Source organism: Shewanella sp. Isolate13, assembly GCF_022398325.1.
Classification (GTDB): domain Bacteria; phylum Pseudomonadota; class Gammaproteobacteria; order Enterobacterales; family Shewanellaceae; genus Shewanella.
On sequence record NZ_JAKEVD010000026.1, the window covers coordinates 1 to 23,329 of the forward strand.

Below are 23,329 nucleotides of genomic sequence, written 5' to 3' on the forward strand. Positions count from 1 at the left end.
TTATAAACGTTAGTGTAACCTTCGCGGACTAACATCTGGTTAGCGATTCCGCTGCGATTACCACTACGGCAATAAACCACTACAGAGCGGTCCTTGGCGATCTGCTTGTTGCTAAAGGCGGCATTAATTTGCTCATAAGGTATATTGATGGCGTTTGGTAGGTGTCCCTGAGCAAACTCTTCAGGCGTGCGAACGTCAACGACTAAAGCACCAGCCTCAATCTTTTGCCAAGCCACGTTAGCGTCTTGATCTGCGGCCGATGCCAAAGTGCTAAACATCATTAGTAAGACACTTAGCCCTAACAACCAAACCATAGTTTTAGGCAGTTTATGCAGTGAATTAAAAGCGTTACTCATCAATATACCTTTATTTATCATTATTTAATTTTTATTGGCAGTGGCAAGCTGGGCTTCAGATTTAAAGCCAAACTTGCGCATAATTATTGCTGCCGGACAAAATCCAGTATAGGCGCTTTGAAATAAATTAGCTCCAACAAAAACGGTGAGCCAGATAAAATTATCATTAATCCATACAGTTAGGGCTATTGATAGTAAAACCATAAAACCTGCAAATGCCATAATGGCGCGTTCAATTGACATAATTACTCCTTGTATACTGATTGATTAAGTGACGATGACGGTATGCAGCGCCATCGTTAACATTACTGATAGCGTTTTCTCATTACCGCGTAATAAAGCACGGGGATCACCACGAGCGTTAATAGGGTGGAAATTAAGATGCCGAAGATAAGGCTTATGGCAAGCCCGTTAAAAATCGGGTCATCTATGATAAACAGCGCACCTATCATCGCCGCAAACGCGGTTAGCATGATGGGTTTGGCCCTAACAGCCCCCGAGTGGATGACTGCTTGCTCAAAGGGGATCCCCGCCGCGGTTTCTTGATGAATAAAGTCCACCAAAAGAATCGAGTTACGTACAATAATCCCCGCAAGGGCTATCATGCCTATCATAGAGGTGGCGGTAAATTGTGCACCGAGTAGGGCATGGCCTGGCATCACTCCAATGATGGTTAATGGAATGGGCGCCATGATAATCAGCGGCACGCTATAAGACTTAAACTGAGCGACAACCAGCAGATAGATGGCAATCATGCCCACGGCGTAAGCAATGCCCATATCGCGGAAGGTTTCATAGGTCACTTTCCATTCACCATCCCAGAGTATCGCGACACTATCGAGTCCGCTAGGCTGGCTGATGAAGTGCTGTTCAAAACTAAAACTAGAGCTTAAATCAGAGCCTAAATCAGACTCTAAACTTGAGTCCTGCTTATCATTGATCTGCCCAACCATGTCGAACATACCATACAGAGGGCTGTCCAAGGGACCAGCCATATCGGCAACCACCATGATCATCGGGATCATGTTTTTATGGATAATAGGGGTATCGATATTGCCTTTGTCGATCCTAACTAGCTCAGAGACTGGAATGGCTTGGCCACTGCTGCTGCGCAGCGTCAGGTTCAATACTTGCTCCAAATCGACCTTGGCTCCCTCTTGAAGCTGAATTTTAATCGGCACAGGGTGTTTCTGATTCTCCTTGTGGAGATAGCTAATGTTTTTACCACCGACAGCTGTCGAGACTAAGTCGACAATTTGGCTGTAGGGGACACCAAGCAAGCTGGCCTTACTTCGGTCTATCATCACTTGCCATTTTGATGCTGACTCAGGTAAAAAGATATCGATATCAACCACATCTTTAGTCTCTTTAAACAGCCCAAGTAACTGGTTAGCGGCTTGCTCACGAATAGCTTCACTGGGACCATAAACTTCGGCCAAAATTGGCGACCAAACTGGCGGTCCCGGTGGCACTTCAACCACTTTAACGTTGGCATTGTACTTATCACCAATTGCTTGCAGTGGCGCTCGAACCGATAGTGCAATGCTGTGACTATCTCTGTCTCTGTGTTTTTTATCGACCAAGTTAACCTGAATATCACCTAACTCCTGAGTTTGACGCAGGAAGTAATGACGCACTAAACCATTAAAGTTCATCGGTGCACTGGTACCGGCGTAGAGCTGATAATTATCCACCTCTTCCACTTGATTAAGGTAGCGGCCTAACTCTTTGAGGGCTTTTTGTGTCTGCTCAACGGGGGTGCCTTCAGGCAAGTCAACCATCACTTGAAACTCTGACTTGTTATCGAAGGGCAGCATCTTCAATACCACTAATTTTGCCATGGGTAGCACAACGGCTCCGGCGATGAGGATGAAAATCCCCGCCGCTAGGCCAAGCCTTGCTTTTCTGGCATTTTTACCTCGAACAAAGGGACCAATTAAACGGTTAAACAGCTTGAACATAAACCCTTGTGCTTGTTGCTCACTATGTTGGTGCTCTTCGTCGTGCGATGGCTTAGAGTGCTTTAGGAGTTTTCGGCTTAACCAAGGGGTGATCATAAATGCCACCGCAAGAGAGATAAGCATTCCCATACTGGCATTGATCGGTATTGGGCTCATATAGGGCCCCATCAAGCCAGATACAAAAGCCATCGGCAGCAGGGCTGCAATCACCGTAAAGGTCGCTAGTATGGTTGGGCCGCCAACTTCATCAACGGCGACAGGAATTAGTTCAGAGAAAGAACGTTTGCCCATCGCCATATGCCGATGAATGTTCTCAACAACAACGATGGCATCATCTACTAATATGCCGATGGAAAAAATGAGCGCAAACAGTGATATTCGGTTGAGCGTGAAGCCCCAAGCCCAAGAGGCAAACAGGGTCAGTGCTAAGGTGATGATAATAGCAATGCCAACTACAACAGCCTCTCTGATGCCCATTGTCATTAACACCAAAATCACTACTGCGGCGGTAGCAAACACTAGCTTTAATATCAGAGTGTTAGCTTTGTCTCCAGCGGTTTCACCATAATTGCGTGAGACAGTGACTTCTACGCCCTCAGGTATGAGCACATTTTGCACTTTACTCACTCTATCCATGATAACGTTGGCCACATCGACGGCGTTCTTGCCCGGCTGCTTACCTATGGCGATGGTTACCGCAGGATAGATTTCTTGCTTGTCGCCATGCCATGCACTTTTTACTGGCAGATCTGCATTGAGGGTAATATCGGCAAAGTCCGCAAGATAGACTGGGCTACTGTGTCCGTCACTGTCTTGTTTCACTGCAACGACTAGCTGCTTTACATCTTCGATATTTTGTAAGAACTGGCCAGCTTGGACCTTTATCTCCTGATTGCCTTGAACCAGTGAGCTTGGCATCGAGATATGGTTGTTATTGCTGAGGCTTTGATTTATCTCATCAAATGAGACATTGAAATAATTCATCTTAACCGGATCGATTCTCACGTTGAGGCTAAGTTGATGATCGCCTACAGAGCTAATCTCTCTGGTACCTGGGATCCTCTTTATCTCGGTTTCTAAGCCGTTAGCGACATGGGTCAGCATTTCGGCTGAAATCGAACTGTCTTTCGACCATAGGGTGAGGCTGACAATCGGTACATCATCGATGCCGCGGGGTTTTATTAGCGGCTCGCCGACACCTGCAGCGAGCGGCAGCTTATCTAGATTTGAGTAGATTTGATTGTAGAGCTTTACGATGGCATCGTTGCGAGCAACGCCAACCTCAAAGACCACGATGAAGAGTGCACCGTCTGGTTGTGAAAATGAGTAGAGGGTATCTATGCCTTTAATTTCAGAGATTATCTGCTCGGTTGGCAAGGTGACTAAGCTTTCCACTTCACGGGGCGTTGCGCCTGGGAAGGGGACAAATACGTCGGCAAAGGTCACATCGATTTGCGGCTCCTCTTCTTTAGGAGTAACGATGACCGCAAAAATTCCCAGTAATAAGCCTAATAGCGCCAATAATGGGGTGATAGCACTGGATTGAAAGGCGCTAGCAATGCGCCCTGAAATACCTAAATTCTGTTGAGTTGGCATATGAAGTATCCTAATTCCTAGTTACAGCTTCCAGTTATCGCACTATGGCTTGTGGCTTTGCTTAAGCATTAATAGGGCGTGATAGGCATCTTTGGCCACCAGATCGCCATCGGATAACCCCGCTAAGATCTCAACATTGCCATTATCCGCAAGTCCGGTCCTGACTTGATTTAATACCCATTTATCATTTTGCTGAATATAAACAGCGCTTAACTCATTCATGGTGATCAGTGAAGACTCTGGCACGAATATGGCACTGCGACTGCCGCTGATGAATTGGGCCTTGATAAGGCTTCCTGGGATCACGCCGTCGACATTATCTGGCAAGTTAATGCGAACTTTATAGCTATGGGTTTTAGGGTCAACAAAGGTGAACAGTGTTAACTGATCACTGTTGATCTGCTTACCGTTGGCTAAGGTTAATTTGAAGTTAGGTTGCTGTCTTAGCGCTTCGATGTAGCGTTGGGGAATTTGGGTCACGGCGCGCATCTGACTTAATGAGTAGCCTGAATATAAGGCTTGGCCAGGGCTTACCGTCTCACCCTCTTCGACATGCCTTTGGGTAACGATACCTGCAAAGGGCGCGCTGACTAAGGTGTAGTTAAGAGACTCGCGAGCTTGAGTGATTTTGGCTTTCGCGGCACTCACTGCCTGCTGTGAAGATTTTGCATTGGCCTCGGCTTCATCCATTTCACCCTTGGAGATGGCGCCTTTTGGAAACAGGGCTTGATAACGCGTAAGCTGCTGCTGCGCTTCCACATTGACAGCGCTAGCTTTGGCGTAATCGGCTTCTGCCGCTGCAAGCTGTGCGCCTTGCTCCTTATTGGTGATCTCTAGTAGTGGTGCACCTTCGGCAACTAGATCATTGATGTCGTAGTTGAGCTTAATAATACGCCCAGAAGTTTGTGCCGACACCGTTGCGGCTTTTGTTGGCTCGACAACGGCGTCTAACTGTACCCAGTTAGGGTAGGGTTTCAGACTTACCGATATCGACTCTATACGCTGAGTCTCTGCCATTGCTGACAGACTAATAAAGGGTAGAGAGCTAATGAGTAGATAGCCAAAGAGGGTATTTTTCATATTATAGTTCACCAAAATCAATCCATGAGATAATTCTAATGGAAGTAATTTACATCTGCAATAATTATTTATTAGAAAAATGCGATGAATGAGTTCTGTGATTAACAGGCGCTACTTTATATGGGGCGGTGGTAACTGAACGTAGAGGAATTCCTGTTAAATCGTTGCAGACAAAAAGGCTTAACCTAAGTTAAGCCTTTTTGCTATCAGTGAATTAAATCTTGAGCGCTAATCGTTAAGATAATAGGTCAATGTCGAAACGATACGCACTTTCTTTATGTAGGGGGTGTTGCTGTCTCTGTCATTGATACTAAATTGTCCCTGAGACGCCTTCTTAATTTTGCCTAGTTTAGAATCGGAATCTATAGCGAATTTTTCAGCAACCTGTCGAGCATTTTGAGTTGCCGATTGAATCATATCAGGCTTGACCTTGTTTAACTCGGTAAATAAAAACTGTGCTTTGCTGTTGTAGTCTTGATCCGAGATTGCAATACCATCTTTCGCAAGACTAAGCATGCTGGTGCGGGTTGTGAGTAGGAGATCCACGTTGTTGGTATACAGAGAAATGGAGATCTTGGCTGCATAACGGTATTTCACATTCGGGTCGACATAACCCTGTGCTTGTCTGTCTTCGATTGCAGGAAGGGCGATGGTAATTTCATCTTCGCTAAAACCTTGTTGTTTTAGGAAGTCGACGACTCTGTCCGTTTTAGTCTGCACGGTTTGGTAGAGGTTATTGAGGTCGTTATCGACTTCGGTAAAGCGAATAGGCCAAATGGCAACATTGGCTCGAACCTCTTTTTCTGCTAAGCCTTTTACCGTGACGGTTCGCTCCATTGCTTTCATTTTTAGCAGTTTATCTCCAATGGTATTGCCTAACATGATAAGACCAAAACAGAGTAGGCTGCCTAAGATCAGGGCTGAGAGTGTGTTGGTTTTCGACATAGCTTACTCAATTCAATTGATGTTTGATTAACGTTAGCAAGAATATCCTTGAGAAGACAATGAAATTAGCATTAATAAATGCGCAATAAAAAAGCCGCATCGAAATGCGGCTTTTTATCGAGATACAACTTTAAATTAAGCGTCTAGCTTAGAACTTGTAGTTGTACTGGATTGAGTAGTAGGTCGCGTTTGACGTAGTTGTCGCGTGTACGGTTCCTAAATCAGAGCCAAGAATTGGCATCTGTTGGCTAACAAGATCTAACACAGAGCTATGCTCTGTTAGCTGTGTTTCTTCACCGCGAACAAATGCAATACCGAAGTCTAGGCTAGTATTCTTTGACAGGTTGTAAGTCGCACCCATGGTGTACCACTGACGGTCTGAATCTGGAATAGAGATAGAGCTCACTTCACCCACAACGCCTTGGTCGAACATGTAACCTGCACGTAGGGTCCACTTATCGGTTAGCGTGTATGTACCACCCACGCTGAATAACCATGAGTCATCCCAAGCGTATTTCTTTAGCTGTGCTTCTGCAGGGTCGGTAACTGTGATCTCATGGAAATCGCCCCAAGTTGTCATTTGCGCCGTGTAGTGTAGTGCAAATGTGTCAGTTAACTGGTGGAAACCAGCAACTTGGAAGATATCAGGAATTGGAATGTTGATCTCTTCGAATTCTGTACCACCAAAGTTAACAGTTCCATCGGCTGTGAACTCTGGGCTGAAACGATAGCTAACACCTAAGCGGTGATTGGCATTGATCTCGTATACCGCGCCAACAATACCACCGAAAGCGATACCTTCTGCATCAACATCGACAAGGTCAACTGGCACAAAAGAGCTATCTTGGCCTAATGGTAATTCACCTGAGCGGGTAAGTGTGCCTGAACCATAGATCACATCAAGGCCTGCACCCACACTGAAGTGGTCATTGATACGGTATGAAGCACTTAGGTTGAAGTTGATTGTGGTTACTTCAGTCTTACCAAGTAGATCCACTGGCGCAGGAATTTCTGCCGCGCCATTTAGGATAGATTTAGGTTGAGAAAGAGCGCTTGTGTCAGTACCAGTACCGAAGTTGCTGAACATAGCCACACCGTAGGCAAACTTATCGTTTACTGGGCTAACATAGTAAAAGTTAGGGATAACTTTAGCTTCAGCTGCATCGTCTACGCTACCGTAGTGCAATTCGCCAATGTTTGAGTTAACGAATACATCGCTTACTTCTACCTGAACGTCAGCGTAGGTTAAGCCCATTGAAAGTTGTTTTTGATCAAACAATGCCATTGCTGCTGGGTTACGTGAAAGCACTGATGCGTTGTCAGCGATAACGGCGTCACCTGCAAATGCACGGCCAATACCTGTTGCTGACTGGCTGTTTAATTGGAAACCTGCAGCCATTGTTTGAGTACTTGCTAGAGCAACTGATACAGCAATAAGAGTCTTGTTGAAATTCTTCATTATTATCATCTCTATTATATTTTGGTCTTGCTTATTTTGGGGCTAATTTCATGATTAGCGGCAAGATCCACTTATTAGACCAGTGCATAGTAGGGAGATGTGTGCAAGCTAACAACTCCGACCAGAATTGTTTTGTTGTTAATTATTAGTTAATTGTTGCGCGTTTTTTTAGCTGGTAATTAGCTGAGTAATTAAAATGGACGATAGAAAGTATAGCCAGCAGAGGCTTTGGGCACAGAGGCGGTTTGATTTCGGGTTAATGAGATGTAACGGGTTGCTGGAAAAGGAGGCGGCCGGTAAAAATAAAAAAAGCGTACAAGTGTACGCTTTTTATCTGTTTTGCCTTTTATTACAGCTATAGCTTTGCTTGGAAGCTATCGAACTGCTGTTTTATTGTCTCAGATGGGCTTTTCATTTTACTGACTATCACACCCGTTAGTGTGGCTAGAATAAAGCCCGGAAGGATTTCGTAGATGTCAAAAATATGCCCAGTAAGCTGCTTCCAAATAACCACGGTTAACGCGCCAACGATGATAGTAGCCACTGCACCATTACGGCTATAACCGCGCCAGAATAGAGATAACAATACGACCGGTCCGAAAGCGGCACCAAAACCTGCCCATGCATAGCTAACTAGACCCAATACGCTGCTTTCAGGGTTAAGGGCAACAACACCAGCAATGATGGCAATCGCCAATACGCCAATACGGCCAACTAGCATTAGCTCTTTGCTTGTTGCCTGTGGGCGTAGCCACTTCTTATAGAAGTCTTCGGTGATCACACTAGAACAAACCAATAGCTGCGAATCGATAGTACTCATGATCGCCGATAAGATCGCGGCAATCAACAAACCGCCAATCCATGGGTTAAAGGCTGCGTGGGCTAAGTGAATAAATACCGTTTCTGGGTTAGACAGAGGTTCAGATGCAAAGTAAAGGCTGCCCGCGATACCTGTTGCCAACGCACCGGCTAGGGCTAGAAGCATCCATCCCATTGCGATGCGACGAGAGACAGGAATATCCTCTGGTGAAGCGATAGCCATGAAGCGAGAAAGAATATGTGGCTGACCAAAGTAGCCTAGGCCCCAAGCGAGAAGCGATACGAAACCAATCAAGGTGGTATTTTCATTGAACATCGATAGCATTGCAGGGTCGATGTTTTCCAAGCCTGCTTGTGTCTCTGGCTGGCTAAAAATTGCAACTGGTACAATTAATAGTGCGATAAGCATCAGGCAACCTTGGAAAAAGTCGGTCCAACTAACGGCAAAGAAGCCACCAACAAAGGTATAAGCAACGATAATCGTAGAACCAATAAGCAGTGCTAAGGTGTAATCAAGACCAAATACTTTTTCAAATAAGATGGCACCGCCAACCATGCCAGATGAAGCGTAGAAGGTGAAGAAAACTAAAATGGTGACAGCAGAAACGAGTTTTAATATTCCTTTATTATCTTCAAAGCGTTTTTCAAAGAAATCGGGAAGAGTCAGTGCATTGTCTGTGAACTGGGTATAAACCCTGAGTCGCTTAGCAACGAATAACCAGTTGAGCCAGGCGCCAAACACTAGGCCGATACCAATCCATGCTTCGCCTAGCCCGCCAAGATATACCGCCCCAGGTAGGCCTAAGAGTAACCAGCCTGACATATCGGATGCACCCACGCTGAGTGCTGTTACCGCAGGTCCCATGCCACGGCCGCCAAGAATGTAATCGTCTACAGAGTCTGTTGCTTTATAAGCCCATAAGCCTATACCCATCATGAGGGTAAGGTAGGCAATAAAAGTGATTAAAACAGGTAATTCAATTGTCATGTGTGATGCACGCTTCTTTTATTTTCAATTTGTGTGTGCGCTATGCTAGCAGATCTATGAGCTAACGCCCAATAAAGCGGAGAGATGTGATGAAGTTCTAACCAGCGATGTGCACTGAACATCGCTGGTTGTAAAGGCGGATTAGATAAATGTTTGCTTGATTTCGTTTTTCACGTAATTAAGATCTTTGTGTTGCTCACCGACTAGTAACATATAGGCATTATCGGTTTCAAAGCCCATTCCTTGGTATTTGTTATCGGCAAAGGCTTTATCAAGCACCATGCGATCTTCAAGCGGAACGATAAACAAGGTGACTTTTCCCTGCTCCCCCTGCATCACAAGGTGCAAGCTCCGCACGCCTTGAAAATCACAATAGGTACTGTAAAAGACTTTGCCAGGCTGTTGAGTGAACTTCATCTCTTTGCTTCCAGCAAGGGAAGCGAGCTGGAAGTTTACAGCTTGAAACGGTACGTCTTGATCAGCTGTCAGTGCTTCTGTCTCATGATAAACATGGGCAAGGGCGTGCTGACCTAAATCGACAGGCGCCATTCTTAACAATGTAAATGTCATTCCCGCTAAAAATGCAATAGAGGCGACGAGGGCAAATGCGAACCCTGTTTTACGGCGCTGTGTATGGTGATGCTGTAGTTGCTGACCTAACAATAACTTTGCAGCAAGGTCGTCGGGTACATCCACCTTAAGGGCGCGCTCAATCTTATTGTCTAAGCCTTTTAGATCACTTAAAAAAGCTTCTCTATCGGCAGACTCCATCGCAGCATCGAGAAAGTCTGGATCTTGGTTATTTGGGTCGCTATAGGCTTGGCGGCGAAATTGTAGCTCATCCATTGGACTGCCCCCTGATTTGCGGTTGTTCAAGTTGATCCTTAAGTTGGTTTCTTGCTCTAAATAAACGGGTCATAACAGTATTGCGATTTAAATCGAGAATTTTTGCGATTTCATCACCGCTAAAGCCGCCGATGACTTGTAGTAGCAATGGCTCTCGATACTCAAGCTCTAAGTTGTATATCTGTCTACGGATTAAGTGTTGCTCAGCATGCTCTTCGGTACTGCCAGAAAAGGTATCTTCGATAAACTCTTGCTCGACATCTGAGTAGTTAAACTGTTTACGCTCAAAGCGTCTGGCATTTTCACGGCGCAAAATAGTGATTAACCACGCTTTAGCGGCCTTTTCATCCTTTAAAGAGTCAAGTGATCGCCAAGCACGTAAAAATGTTTCTTGAGTGATATCTTCAGCGACATGTTTATCTCCGCAAAGCCAATAGGCGAAACGGTAAATATCGGCATGAAGTGCCCTGACAAGGCTATCGTATCGTCGTTGTTTGCTAACCATGTCTGAAGAGACCGTGGACTTCGACTTTTTATTTCGCCAACTATCAAACATTTTTCAATTTTTTTAACGGGATCAATAAATGACAGCTTACCCTCGTTGAATAGCGAATACCAATTGTTAGATTTGTCGGTGTGATAAGTGCAAGAAATGTGTCTAGCTTGAGAAATACATGAATCCAAGAATCTAACTCAAGAAATAGCGGCTGCAATTGTCGGTTTAGACTTAGCACCTGAATGGATAAAAAAAGCGCCTACAGTGAGGCGCTTTGTTGGTCGTTACATCGAGCATAGAATTAGCTTGGGTTTAGCTTATCTAGCGCCGAGTCTGTATCTGGCTTGGTATTGGGGGTTGCCATCTTGGCAGCAGCTATGATTTTCGCAAAATCGACCGTACCTGGTTGCGGACTCGAAGCGTATGCTGCCTGCTGTAGTTGGTTAATACTATGACCTATAGTGCTATTAGTTGCTGCTATTTGGCTCAAGGTCATCGGACGCTGATATAGCTCGCTATAATAGCGAGTGAGAGCGTTGAGTACCGCAGAGGCATTATCTGCCTGACAAGCTGACTGTAGCGCTGCGAGCGAAGAGCTTGGTCTAACGGCTTTCGAGGTATCATTGATACTCGGTTGAATCGGAGTTCTCTTCCGCTCTTTGAGCCACAGCAGTAATGTGCCAAGCCAGAGTCCTGCAAGTACTAATGATAACCAAGGCCAGAAACCAGCACTGGTATTGCCTGACTCTGGTGTCACTTGAGCCGAGGTCGGTTCTGGTGCCGCACCGCCTGTTACCGTGATAGTGCGCGCCGGTAAGGTTGCAAATTGTTGTTTATTTAGATGTGGATTCCACCAAGGCACCTTAATCTCCGGCAGGGTATAAGTACCAGCGCGAGTCGCGACAATTGCCGTGGTCTGTGTTAGTTGAGACACCATCTGGTTATCACGCAAGAAGGTATTACGCTGAGGCTTTTCAGGATAAGCCTTTAGCGCAGATGGCGTGTTGATTTGAATTTCCGGTAGGCTAGTCTCGTCAGTGTTTGATGCCAACAGATTGATGGTACGCGTGATAGGGTCGCCAACTTTAAATTCGGTTTGCGTCTCAGGCCAATCCTCTTTTAATACGACCAGATCAGAAACCAGCCACTGACCATGATAGTCGGCAGGCATCGGCTCGATAACCACGGTCATCTTAGGGGCCTGAGTCTGGGTCGGTTTGCTTTCATTGAAAGAGAACATGGCGCCGTTACGTCGAGACTGTACCACCACATCACCTGAGAAGCTGGCACCGTCGATAGTCAGAGTACCGGGTTGGTCGGCAATAATGGCATAGTTACGCTCGATGACTCGGTAACGGCGGCCATTGACGATCTCAGTACTGTCTTTATCATCTCCAAGTTGCTTTATTTGAGCACCTTCAAGATTTGGCGCATTAAGCACGCCACGTTGTAGCTCTAATGCAAGATACAGCTTTGCCTTGTAGGTCAGCATCTGGCCTACATAAGCATGCTCACTCGACAAGTTAGCACGCATAAAGATATCTTGCGTTTGCTGAGGTTGAGAGCCCGTTTTTAAAACAGATAATGCGATAGGCTGAGAGCTGATGCCGTCGATATTAAAAGCTGGAATCGTAACCGTTCCAGTATTTTTAGGCGATAACAATACTTGCCAGCGAGTCTCATTGCTGGCGTCAAAGTTCATTATCTGCTTACTACGACTGATGCTGGTTCGGCCAACGATAAAGTCTTTTAACAGCATTGAAGTATCGAGCTTGCCACTGTTGAGATCGTCATCAGCGGTGACGGTTAGCACTAAAGACTCACCTTCCATAACGGGGTTACGGTCAACGGAAGCCTGCAGTGTTGTGATCGCGCTAGCAGGGAAGGCGGCTGTTAGGGCGATAATCGCTAAAAGAAAAATATGCCGTATTACCACTGTTCGTTTTCCTTAGTATTGATGCCTTGTTGGCGACGTTTCTGGTACTCAAGTTGCATTTTATTTCGCAGTAAGACCTGTGGGTCATCCGCTACAGCCCTTAGGGCGCGCTCCATCTCTGGCGGTAATGGCTCATCTGTTGCGATCGCGCTCGCCGGAACTTGCTTAGTATCTCCTGCTGGCTGCTCGTCCGTTTGAGCCTGTGCTGCAGATTGCGCTTGTTGCTCATTATCTGCAGTTTGCTCTTTATCGGCTTGCTGAGCTGACTGACTGTTAGCTTGAGTTTTTTCAGCGTTATTCTCATCAGGGTTAGCTTGCATTTCAGCGTCATTATTGGCCGCATCTTGCTGCTCTGATTGACTCTCATCGGATTGAGTATCACCTTGTTGCTCCTGTTGAGATTCTTGTTTTGAATCAGACTCAGACTCAGACTCTTGCTTATCTTGCTGAGACTCACCCTGTTGTGAATCACTCTCTTGTTGATCTCCTGGTTGACTGTCTTTTGACTCTGAGTTTTGAGATTGAGCCTTGTTTTGATCAGAACCTTTGGATTGATCATCTCCTTGGCTTTTATCCGACTGTTTATCAGAGTTGTCATCAGAGCTGTTATCAGAGTTTTGCTCAGGATTTTGTTGCTGGTCTTTTTGATCTTGTTGCTCTTGCTGTTGTTGCAGCTTTTTGGCCAGCTCAAGATTGCTCTTAGCGGCATCAAAATCAGGATTCTTTTCAACGGCCGATTGATAACGTTTTTGCGCCTCGGCGTATTGGCCTAGTTGCATTAGGCTATTACCTTGATTGTATAGACCGCTGGCGGAGTCATCTTTTTCAAAGGCATTAAGCGCCTCTTCATAATCCCCCGCTTTATAAAGCGCACTGGCTTGCCATTGCGGGTTCGCAAATTGACTCGCGGCGCCTTGGTAGTCTTTGGCTTGGTAAGCCTGCATCGCTTGTTGGTCCTGTGTTTGCCACAGATCGTCCCAAGTATTGGCATAGACAGGCGTATTCGGCTGGATCAAGAGTAGTAGTGCTAGGCTCGCCAACATGCCGTTTCTAAAACTGAATAACGCCGGTAGTAACAATAGCAGCGCAAAGTAGGGGCCTATGTCTAACCAAGTCTCGCCCTCAAGATCGCTCGCCTTGGTATCTTGGGTATTGGCTAACCAATGTTTAATCTGGGTGACATCGGCGCCGTCAGCACGACTAGGCACTAAAATACCATTGGCCTCGGTTGCCAATTCTTTTAACAACTTATAATCGGTTTTAGCGACCACAACTTGGTTGGCGTTGTCACGTAAAAGCTGTCCGTCGGGTAGCTTAATCGGTGAGCCTTGCTGGCTTCCGAAAGCCATAATCGCCAGTCGGTACTGACTATCGGCGAGTATCGATTCTGCGCGTTTAAATTGAGCCGTGGATACACCATCAGTAAACAAAATAATATCACCGCGAATATAGCCGCCTTGACTGAGCAAGGATTTTGCCTGAGTAATCGCCGCTTCAAGGTTTGAGCCTCTGACTGGCATAATGCTTGGCGTTAACGTTGGCAATAAGTTTAACAGGGTCGCTTTATCGCGAGTGAGCGGACTGATAGTAAATGCATCCCCTGCGTAGGCGATTAACCCAGTTTCGCCTTCAGAGAGAGCATCGATAAGATCGGTGGCTCTAAACTTTGCTTGAGTTAAGCGGTTAGGCACTAAGTCATTCGCGTACATAGACAAAGACATGTCCATGACGATGACACGTCCTTGCGCCGACTCGTAGACAGGCAGCGCTCTTTTTTCAAACGCAGGACCCGACAGGGCAAACACGGCAATAAACCAAGCTAAGGCGAGGTAGCCGATATTATTGTTTCTCTTTTTAATAGAGCCAGCCACTAGCACCTTGGCTAAGTGGGGGGCGATATAGCGGTTCCAGCTTGAATTTGCCGCCTTACTTTTTAATAAAAGCAGCAGTAGCAAGGCTAAAGGGAGTAGAGCTAAGAACCACTCGGGACGTAAGAAATGCATCGTTAACGTCCTCCTTTTGCAAATTGGGACTTAGATCTAAAGCTAGGTCTAAACATGGTAATATTGGTCAAAGCAGTAATCATTGAAGCCAGTAGGGCTAACGCCAGCGGCCAGTAAAAGAGTTCAGACTGAGGACGATAACTGAGCTGATCTCGGCTAACAGGTTCCAAGGTGTCTATCACTTGGTAGATCTGCTCTAACTCTTCGGTATTACGAGCCCTAAAGTATTGACCACCCGTGGCCTTTGCTATTTGCTGCAATTGAGACTCATCCAGATCCATAGAGGGGTTAACCCTCTCTTTACCAAATAGGGTTCTTCGTTCCATCACATCAGCCCCCACACCAATGGTGTAGATGGTGACCCCTCTTTGAGCCGCTATTTGTGTCGCCTGCTCAGGTGAAATAGCCCCCGCGTTGTTAGAACCGTCGGTGAGCAAAATCAATACCCGATTACTCTGCTCAACCTTATCAAATCGTTTAACGCCAAGTGCGATAGCTTCGCCAATTGCGGTCTGTTTACCCACAAGGCCGATTTGCGCCTCTTTTAGGTATTGTGCAACCGTGCGTCTATCTTGAGTTAGCGGGGATTGTAGATAGGCGTGATCGGCAAAAAGGATCAGCCCGATACGGTCGCCTTTTCTGCGTTCAATAAAGTCACTAATGACATGTTGGATAAGAGTGAAGCGATCGACGACTTTACCGTCAATGATCATATCTTCAATTTGCATACTGCCTGACAGATCCACCGAAAGCATAAGGTCGCGGCCCTTACTCGGCAGTTCGATAGGCTCACCAACCCAAAGCGGACGAGCACAGGCTAGCACCAACAAACACCAAACGAGCCAGTAACGTTTTTTACTTTGTTGGCTTTTTTCGGTTGCGACAACTTGGCCTGGTAAACTTGCTCCAGGCAAGAGTAGGTGTCCACCCATGGGTTTTTGCTGCTGTTTTTTTCTAAAAATCAGCGGTAAGGGCAGTAGTATTAATAAAAATGGCCAGGCAAGAGTTAACATTGGCTAACCTCGCTGCCCTGATGGCTAATAGCGCTCACTTTGCTTAGCGGAAGCGCCGTTGTTAACCAGCTTTGAGCATGGCGTCTAAGTGACTGTTTCTCATCGTCACTCAGCTGTGCCTTTTGAAAGCGCAGCGCTAACAGTTTACACAGCTCATCTTGCGGCGTGTTAACTTGCGCATTTAGCCATTTGTACCAATCGTTACCCGTTAATTGTGCAACCTGTTGGCGAGCGCCATAACTCATCGCTGCACGCTTGAGTAGGCTACTTACCTCGGCGGCAAACTGCTGATGGTTTTGATCTAACATGGCCAGCTCTTTAAGTGCCGCCCGTTTCGCTGCGCCAACTTTGCGGCGCTTGCTAAGCCAGAGGATAAATAAAGTAGTAACCACAATGACCACAAACAGGCTTATCCAGTAGCCGTAAGCAAGAGGCCATAGGCCGATTTCGGCGGGTGTATGAATGTCTTGCATTGAAGCAAGCGCGGGATTGACCGGATTGCCCATCTATCGTAATGCTCCTAACTGTTGATTAAGTCGGAGCCCCGCATCAACGATGCGGGTTTGAACGTTAAGTTTTTGCATCATTTCAATAAATTGGTTCTGCTGATGTAGCTGATCCGTCAGCCACTGCTCATAACTGTTTCTGTCGATAATCAGCTCTTTGCCACCTTCTCGTACAGGAAGTTGGAAATGCTTAGGCAGCTCAAGCTGTCCTTGACGTAGTGGATCGGTTATTAGAAAGGCGCCCAAGTCGCAATGACGTTTAAGATCCGATAGTGCGGCTAAGCAATTTGGAGCGAAGTTACTGCCATCTGAGATGATCCATATCAGTGAGCCCGGCTTGGCGAGTCGACGCAGACGTTGAAAGGCTTTGAGCAGATGTTCGGGCTCGGGGCGCTGCTCAGCGATATTTTGCAGTTGTCTACCATGCAGGTTTTTAATGGCGGAGATCACCTGCAATATGCCTTGCTGGCGACTGCGTGGTTTTAGCTCAATGTGTTCCTGCTCAGTTGCAATTAACGCCCCGAGACGGTCGCCATGTAAAATAGCGCTCCAGCCTAGGGTTGTTGCGAGGTGAGCGGCTTGCACCGACTGTAACATTAAACTTGAACCAAAATAGAGGCTGTGACTGAGATCGAGCAATAACAACACAGGGCGCTCACGCTCTTCGACAAACAGTTTGGTGTGAGCTTTTCCGGTTCTCGCCGTTACGCGCCAGTCGATGGTGCGCACGTCGTCACCACTTTGATAGTGACGAACCTCGGCAAACTCCATCCCCCGACCTTTTATTAGGCTGGCACGGTGTCCTGCAAGGCTTGCCTTGGCCTTGGTTCGTTTCTCCGGCAAGGCTTTGGCAAGACTCTGACAGGCCAGTAACTCTTTTTCCGTAATGTTAATGCCGTTGCTAAACAACGGCAGCTCAGAATTGACCATTAAGGGACCGCAACTTGAGAAAGGATATGATTGATCACATCGTCGGCACTGACGCCATCGGCTTGTGCTTGATAACTCAGTAACAAACGATGACGCAATACGTTAGGTGCAACAGCTTGAATATCTTCAGGCGAAACAAAGTCACGCTCATATAGATAAGCACGGGCACGAGCGCAACGCTCTAGAGACAAGGTTGCACGAGGGCTGACGCCATATTCAAGCCAACTCGCTAGCTCTTGGCTATAAGCTTGAGGGTTGCGGGTAGCCATAATAATATCGACGATATACTTCTCCAACGGCTCGGCAAGGTAGATCTGCAGCGCATGCTCTCTTGCGGCAAAAATATCCCCCTGAATTATCGGCTCAATGTGGGGCAATTCTTGCTTAAGCGCTTCGTTTCGAGACATTCTCATGATCTGAAATTCCGTCTCTGCACTTGGGTAGTCAAGGTTTAAGTGCATTAAGAAACGGTCTAACTGGGCTTCCGGTAACGGGTAGGTGCCTTCGTTTTCAAGTGGGTTTTGAGTGGCCATGACCAAGAACAACTCTGGTAGCTGATAGCTGTGTTTACCCACAGTGACTTGACCTTCAGCCATCGCTTCTAATAAAGCCGACTGTACCTTAGCAGGCGCACGGTTGATCTCATCGGCCAAGATAAGGTTATGGAAAATAGGACCAGCTTCAAATTCAAAGGTTGCCGTTTGCGCACGGTAAATATCGGTACCAGTTAAGTCTGCCGGCAGTAGATCTGGCGTAAACTGAATGCGGTGAAAATCGCCTTCAACGCCATCACAAAGGGCTTTTACCGCACGGGTCTTAGCAAGGCCGGGCGGGCCTTCAACTAACAGGTGACCATCGGCAATTAATGCAATCAGTAGATTCTCGGTGAGTATTGGCTGTCCTAAAATGACAGTATTTAAGTATTCGCGTAATGCGTGAAATCGACTCAAAGGCATGATGCTACTCGGTTTATTTTAAGTTAGTGAGATATAGACCAACGACATAGTAAAAAATTCCCTTGGGGTTTGGCTAGTACCAATTTTGCTTTAGGCTGATAAGTCAATCTTACGAAGGACAATAGGGGCGCACTAAATTTGTCGTTATGGTTACTTACTTAGGTAAGTGAGTAAGTTCGTAGACAATGGAAATTGGAATTTGCTTCATTAAGGTTTGTTAATAAACAGTTTTTTCATATATTAATGACAAAAAAACAAACAAGTGTTTAAAACTTCTCGGTAAGAAGTTAGAATCAGATCACACTTTAATGGTCAGACCTGTCTGGTTTTAGATAAATAGGTTTCCCAAGGATATAAGAAAGCATGCAACGTTAAGTTCGCAATGCAGAATAAGAGGGCGAAAAATGAGTGATAGACAACAGGTGACGAATGCGAGAGGCGAGCGTATCGCCATTGTTTCGGGATTACGTACACCATTTGCTAAGCAAGCCACCGCGTTTCATGGTGTGTCGGCATTAGACATGGGCAAGATGGTTGTGAACGAACTGCTTGCTCGCTCCGAGCTGGATCCTAAAGAGATTGAGCAGCTTGTTTATGGCCAAGTTGTACAGATGCCAGCTGCACCTAATATTGCTCGTGAAATCGTGCTCGGGACGGGGATGAATGTGAGTACCGATGCTTACAGTGTTACCCGTGCTTGTGCGACTAGTTTTCAGTCTACGGTGAATGTGGCTGAGTCTATCATGACCGGAAATCTTGATATCGGGATTGCTGGCGGCGCTGATTCTTCATCAGTGTTACCTATCGGTGTTTCTAAGAAGTTAGCCCATGCGTTAGTCGATCTTAATAAAGCTCGAAGCCTCGGACAGAGACTGGCGATTTTTCGTCGCCTAGGCCTTAAAGATCTATTACCTGTGCCACCTGCTGTTGCCGAATACTCGACAGGTTTGTCTATGGGACAAACAGCTGAGCAGATGGCGAAGACCTACAATATCAGCCGTGCTGACCAAGACGCCTTAGCACATCGCTCGCACACGCTCGCAACCGAAACTTGGAATGCAGGAAAGCTTGCAGAAGAGGTGATGGTAGCGCACGTACCGCCTTATAAAGCCTTTATCGACCGCGATAACAATATTCGGGAAAACTCCAAGCTTGAGTCATACGCTAAATTGCGCCCAGCTTTTGACCGCAAACATGGCTCGGTAACGGCTGCGAACAGTACGCCACTAACCGATGGCGCATCGGCGGTGCTCTTGATGAGTGAAGGTAGAGCCAAAGCGCTAGGTTATACACCTATCGGATACATTAAGAGTTATGCTTTCACGGCTATCGATGTCTGGGAAGATATGTTGATGGGGCCATCTTATGCGACGCCTTTAGCGCTTAAGCGAGCAGGGATGGAGTTAGAAGACTTAACCTTAATTGAGATGCATGAAGCCTTTGCTGCACAAACATTAGCAAACATGCAGATGTTTGGTTCGAAAAAATTCGCCGAAGAGAAACTGGGGCGTAATCGCGCTATCGGTGAAATCGACATGACTAAGTTCAACGTGCTTGGTGGCTCTTTAGCCTATGGTCACCCGTTTGCGGCGACAGGTACGCGTTTAGTGACTCAAGTGTGTCATGAACTGAAACGCCGTGGTGGCGGTACGGGTCTCGCAACAGCATGTGCTGCGGGTGGTTTAGGTGCAGCAATGATTGTGGAAGTGGAGTAACTCTTATGGAAAAGACATTTAATTTATCTCGCCGAGAAGATGGTATTGCCGTGCTGACCATGGACGTACCGGGCGAAACCATGAATACACTCCGCAGTGAGTTTGGGCCTGAGATCAGTGAAGTACTTTCTGAAATTAAGGCCGATGCGAGCATCAAAGGCCTCGTTTTAGTCTCTGGGAAAAAAGATTCTTTTGTTGCGGGCGCTGATATTTCGATGCTCGATGCTTGCGAAACAGCTGCCGATGCCAAGCTATTATCACAGCAAGGACACGTGGTTTTTAACGAGCTGGAGAGTTTATCTATCCCTGTGGTTGCAGCGATTAATGGCGCTTGTTTGGGCGGTGGATTAGAGCTTGCGTTGGCTTGCCATAAACGCGTGTGCTCGCTTAATCCAAAAACCATGATGGGTGTACCCGAAGTGCAGCTAGGCTTATTGCCAGGCGGTGGCGGTACTCAACGTCTGCCGCGTTTAGTGGGTGTAACGACTGCACTCGATATGATGTTAACTGGCAAACAGCTTCGCCCAAAACAAGCGTTAAAGATGGGCTTAGTCGATGATGCCGTGCCTGAGTCTATTTTACTGCGCACAGCGGTTGAAATGGCATTAGCTGGTAAGCGTCCGGCAAAGAAAAAGAAACAGTCTTTAATTAACAAGGTGCTTGAAGGCACCAGTGCTGGTCGTAACATTATTTTCGATCAGGCGGGTAAACAGGTCGCGAAGAAGACCCAAGGTAACTATCCTGCGCCAGCTAAGATCATTGACTGCGTTCGCCAAGGTATGACAAAAGGCATGGAGAAAGGACTTGAGGTTGAAGCGAGTCACTTTGCTGACTTAGTGATGTCTAAGGAGTCAGAATCTCTACGTAGCATCTTCTTTGCTACGACAGAGATGAAGAAAGAAACTGGTGCCGGTGATGTTAAGCCCCGTGATGTGAATAAGGTCATGGTATTAGGCGGTGGCTTAATGGGGGGCGGTATCGCCTCAGTTACTACGACGAAAGCTAAAATACCTGCTCGCGTAAAAGATATCAGTGAAACAGGCTTAAGCAATGCGCTGTCTTATGCATATAAGCTACTGGATAAGGGCGTTAAGCGTCGTCACATGACCCCCGCAGTACGTGACAATTTAATGGCGCTGATGACCACAACGACTGAGTATAAAGGCATTAAAGACGCCGATATTGTGGTGGAGGCGGTTTTTGAAGATTTATCTCTTAAGCATCAGATGGTTAAAGATGTTGAACGTGAATGTGGTGAGCATACAATTTTTGCTTCAAACACCTCATCTTTACCTATTGGGCAGATAGCTCAAGCGGCTAGCCGACCAGAAAATGTTATCGGCCTGCACTATTTCTCACCCGTTGAGAAGATGCCATTGGTTGAAGTGATCGCCCACGAAAAGACATCGGCTGAAACCATAGCAACGACGGTAGCATTTGCTAAGAAGCAGGGCAAAACCCCAATTGTTGTGCAAGATGGCGCAGGGTTTTATGTCAATCGAATTCTGGCTCTGTATATGAACGAAGCGGCGCAGCTTTTATTAGAAGGGCAGAGTGTCGAACACCTTGATAAGGCGCTAGTGAAGTTTGGTTTTCCTGTCGGGCCTATGACGTTATTGGATGAGGTCGGTATCGATGTTGGCGCTAAAATTTCACCTATCTTAGAGTCAGAGTTGGGTGATCGTTTTAAGGCGCCAGCAGCATTCGATAAGCTCCTAGCCGATGATAGAAAGGGCCGCAAGAATGGTAAAGGTTTCTATGTCTATGGTGGTAAGAAGAAGGCCAAAGAGGTGGATCAGACGGTCTACAACGTTCTTGGACTTAAGCCTGGTGTTGACACCGAAGCAGCTGAAGTGGCTCAGCGCTGCGTAGTGCAGATGCTCAATGAAGCGGTACGCTGCCTTGAGGAGAAGATTATTGCTTGTCCTAGAGATGGGGATATTGGCGCAATCTTCGGAATTGGTTTTCCACCTTTCCTCGGCGGGCCTTTCCATTATATCGACACGCTCGGGGCCGATAACTTAGTCAAGACTTTAGAGGGCTATCAATCCCGTTATGGCAATCGATTTGAGCCTGCTCAGTCACTCAAGCAGATGGCCACTGATGGGACTCGTTTCTTTAGCTAAAGCTTAAAATTAAGTTGTATAGCTTCTAGCTAAGAAGGTAGTAACCATAATTCAATTTAACAAAGCGGCAACATTGTGCCGCTTTTCTTTTGCTTGTCGGTTATTGACTGCCTAAAAAATGTTCTATTTATTCTGCTTAGACTATATAATGTCCCGCTTGCTGGCTAGTGTTTGCTAAGGCTGACTTATTTGAAGTGGGGTGTAGATAAGTGTTATTCGCTATCGTATTGATATTAGTGTACTCAGGGTATTCTATAGGAAATGCTGCATTTAAGGCTGGTTTACCAGTAAAGCGTTGGGCCATTGCAGGCGCTTTATTTGGCCCTGCTGCATACCCTTTGTTTAATTCTCATAAACAGTTTGCTTACCGTAAGGCGATGGGTAAGCAGGGAAGAACCATTGGTTTATAACCAGTCTAGAGAGTCAGTTTTACAGAGATAACAAAAAAGGAGCCTATGCTCCTTTTTTTGTTAATTGAACTTTTAGCCCGTGTATTAGGCTAGTTCCACCAACCTTTGGCTGGGATAACTTCTAAGTGATTTAGACCATCAGGCAACTGAACCTTCTTACGAGCAGGCTTTGCTAATCCAAGTGCTTTCATTAATGAATCAAACATAATCATACTCCTAGACATCTTGATGCCTTATTTAATTCCACCAACCTTTGGCAGGAATAACTTCTAAACGATCTAGCCCTTCAGGTAGCTGTACTTTCTTACGAATCGGTTGTGCTAAACCAAGCATTTTCTTTAAAGAATCAAACATAATCATTACCTCAAATTAAGCCATTGCCTGATTGATAAACTTGATGTTAGGGATGCCAGCAGTTTGTACAGGCTTAAATTTTATATTTGGGATGCCAGCTGTTTGTACGGGCTTAAATTTGATGTTTGGGATACCTGCAGTTTGTACAGGCTTAAATTTGATGTTTGGGATACCTGCAGTTTGTACAGGCTTAAACTTGATATTTGGGATACCAGCTGTTTGTACRGGCTTAAACTTGATATTTGGGATACCAGCAGTTTGTACAGGCTTAAACTTGATATTTGGGATGCCAGCTGTTTGTACAGGCTTAAACTTGATATTTGGGATGCCAGCTGTTTGTACAGGCTTAAACTTGATATTTGGGATGCCAGCTGTTTGTACAGGCTTAAAYTTGATGTTTGGGATACCAGCCGTTTGTACAGGCTTAAACTTGATATTTGGGATGCCAGCTGTTTGTACAGGCTTAAACTTGATATTTGGGATGCCAGCTGTTTGTACAGGCTTAAACTTGATATTTGGAATGCCRGCYGTTTGTACAGGCTTAAACTTGATATTTGGAATGCCAGCCGTTTGTACAGGCTTAAACTTGATATTTGGAATGCCTGCCGTTTGTACAGGCTTAAACTTGATGTTTGGGATGCCAGCGGTTTGTACAGGCTTAAACTTGATATTTGGGATACCTGCAAGATTGCTAGTCTGAACAGCATCTGTGAGAGGGGATAGCTGATAAATTGGTGTTTCTAGGCTATTTTGAGACGCAACCGCTGAAACTGAACATGCCAATGCAACTGAAGTAACTAATCCTTTAATTATTGTTTTCATTTTGTACCTTCT

19 protein-coding genes are annotated in these 23,329 nt (G+C 46.0%); 3 read left to right on the forward strand and 16 right to left on the reverse strand.

All coding sequences use genetic code 11. From position 1 onward, the window contains the following. The 15 genes from L1D44_RS15510 to L1D44_RS15580 all read right to left on the reverse strand — a co-directional run. Window positions 1–356 (reverse strand): rhodanese-like domain-containing protein (locus L1D44_RS15510; RefSeq protein WP_239892056.1); only part of this gene is annotated, 356 nt, incomplete at its 3' end. A 24-nt stretch (window positions 357–380) separates the two neighbouring features. Continuing rightward, entirely contained in the window at window positions 381–599 is a 219-nt protein-coding gene (locus L1D44_RS15515; RefSeq protein ID WP_239892058.1) for a DUF2892 domain-containing protein, read from the reverse strand. 62 nt (window positions 600–661) lie between these two features. Continuing rightward, complete coding sequence (locus L1D44_RS15520) at window positions 662–3,913, reverse strand: efflux RND transporter permease subunit (protein ID WP_239892060.1); 3,252 nt, start codon at window positions 3,911–3,913, stop codon at window positions 662–664. A gap of 42 nt (window positions 3,914–3,955) precedes the next feature. Further along, window positions 3,956–4,930, reverse strand: coding sequence for an efflux RND transporter periplasmic adaptor subunit (locus L1D44_RS15525; protein ID WP_239892142.1), 975 nt, complete (start codon window positions 4,928–4,930; stop codon window positions 3,956–3,958). Between the two features lie 291 nt (window positions 4,931–5,221). Then, window positions 5,222–5,938 (reverse strand): SIMPL domain-containing protein, encoded by a 717-nt coding sequence (locus L1D44_RS15530; protein WP_239892062.1) that lies wholly within the window; start codon window positions 5,936–5,938, stop codon window positions 5,222–5,224. Between the two features lie 148 nt (window positions 5,939–6,086). Next, window positions 6,087–7,397 (reverse strand): porin, encoded by a 1,311-nt coding sequence (locus L1D44_RS15535; RefSeq protein ID WP_239892064.1) that lies wholly within the window; start codon window positions 7,395–7,397, stop codon window positions 6,087–6,089. Window positions 7,398–7,752: 355 nt separating this feature from the next. Continuing rightward, entirely contained in the window at window positions 7,753–9,204 is a 1,452-nt protein-coding gene (putP, locus tag L1D44_RS15540) for a sodium/proline symporter PutP (RefSeq protein ID WP_239892066.1), read from the reverse strand. Between the two features lie 141 nt (window positions 9,205–9,345). Then, a complete protein-coding gene (locus L1D44_RS15545; protein WP_239892068.1) occupies window positions 9,346–10,050 on the reverse strand; it encodes a DUF3379 domain-containing protein in 705 nt (234 codons plus the stop codon). Beyond that, the gene (locus tag L1D44_RS15550; RefSeq protein WP_202721447.1) at window positions 10,043–10,606 is read right to left on the reverse strand and encodes a sigma-70 family RNA polymerase sigma factor; all 564 of its coding nucleotides are present in this window, start codon (window positions 10,604–10,606) and stop codon (window positions 10,043–10,045) included. The genes L1D44_RS15545 and L1D44_RS15550 overlap by 8 nt, the downstream gene beginning before the upstream one ends. Before the next feature lie 241 nt (window positions 10,607–10,847). Continuing rightward, complete coding sequence (locus L1D44_RS15555; RefSeq protein WP_239892070.1) at window positions 10,848–12,482, reverse strand: BatD family protein; 1,635 nt, start codon at window positions 12,480–12,482, stop codon at window positions 10,848–10,850. Continuing rightward, the gene (locus tag L1D44_RS15560; protein ID WP_239892072.1) at window positions 12,476–14,485 is read right to left on the reverse strand and encodes a VWA domain-containing protein; all 2,010 of its coding nucleotides are present in this window, start codon (window positions 14,483–14,485) and stop codon (window positions 12,476–12,478) included. The genes L1D44_RS15555 and L1D44_RS15560 overlap by 7 nt, the downstream gene beginning before the upstream one ends. 2 nt (window positions 14,486–14,487) lie before the next feature. Next, window positions 14,488–15,498: a VWA domain-containing protein gene (locus L1D44_RS15565; protein WP_239892074.1), complete on the reverse strand. Its 1,011-nt coding sequence runs from the start codon at window positions 15,496–15,498 to the stop codon at window positions 14,488–14,490. Further along, window positions 15,492–16,004 (reverse strand): DUF4381 domain-containing protein, encoded by a 513-nt coding sequence (locus L1D44_RS15570; protein ID WP_239892076.1) that lies wholly within the window; start codon window positions 16,002–16,004, stop codon window positions 15,492–15,494. The genes L1D44_RS15565 and L1D44_RS15570 overlap by 7 nt, the downstream gene beginning before the upstream one ends. Continuing rightward, entirely contained in the window at window positions 16,005–16,934 is a 930-nt protein-coding gene (locus L1D44_RS15575; RefSeq protein WP_239892078.1) for a DUF58 domain-containing protein, read from the reverse strand. After that, on the reverse strand, window positions 16,934–17,890 hold the full coding sequence (locus tag L1D44_RS15580; protein ID WP_239892080.1) for a MoxR family ATPase: 957 nt from the start codon (window positions 17,888–17,890) through the stop codon (window positions 16,934–16,936). The genes L1D44_RS15575 and L1D44_RS15580 overlap by 1 nt, the downstream gene beginning before the upstream one ends. Window positions 17,891–18,294: 404 nt before the next feature. Here L1D44_RS15580 and fadI point away from each other — a divergent pair, with 404 nt between their 5' ends. The 3 genes from fadI (at window position 18,295) to L1D44_RS15595 (ending at window position 22,141) form a co-directional block, all read left to right on the forward strand. Beyond that, window positions 18,295–19,605: an acetyl-CoA C-acyltransferase FadI gene (fadI, locus tag L1D44_RS15585; RefSeq protein WP_239892082.1), complete on the forward strand. Its 1,311-nt coding sequence runs from the start codon at window positions 18,295–18,297 to the stop codon at window positions 19,603–19,605. Between the two features lie 5 nt (window positions 19,606–19,610). Continuing rightward, on the forward strand, window positions 19,611–21,731 hold the full coding sequence (fadJ, locus tag L1D44_RS15590; protein WP_239892083.1) for a fatty acid oxidation complex subunit alpha FadJ: 2,121 nt from the start codon (window positions 19,611–19,613) through the stop codon (window positions 21,729–21,731). A 209-nt stretch (window positions 21,732–21,940) separates the two neighbouring features. Further along, on the forward strand, window positions 21,941–22,141 hold the full coding sequence (locus tag L1D44_RS15595) for a hypothetical protein (protein WP_220770358.1): 201 nt from the start codon (window positions 21,941–21,943) through the stop codon (window positions 22,139–22,141). 369 nt (window positions 22,142–22,510) lie between these two features. Here L1D44_RS15595 and L1D44_RS15600 read toward each other — a convergent pair whose 3' ends face one another. After that, on the reverse strand, window positions 22,511–23,317 hold the full coding sequence (locus L1D44_RS15600; protein ID WP_239892085.1) for a hypothetical protein: 807 nt from the start codon (window positions 23,315–23,317) through the stop codon (window positions 22,511–22,513). Window positions 23,318–23,329: the final 12 nt, after the last annotated feature.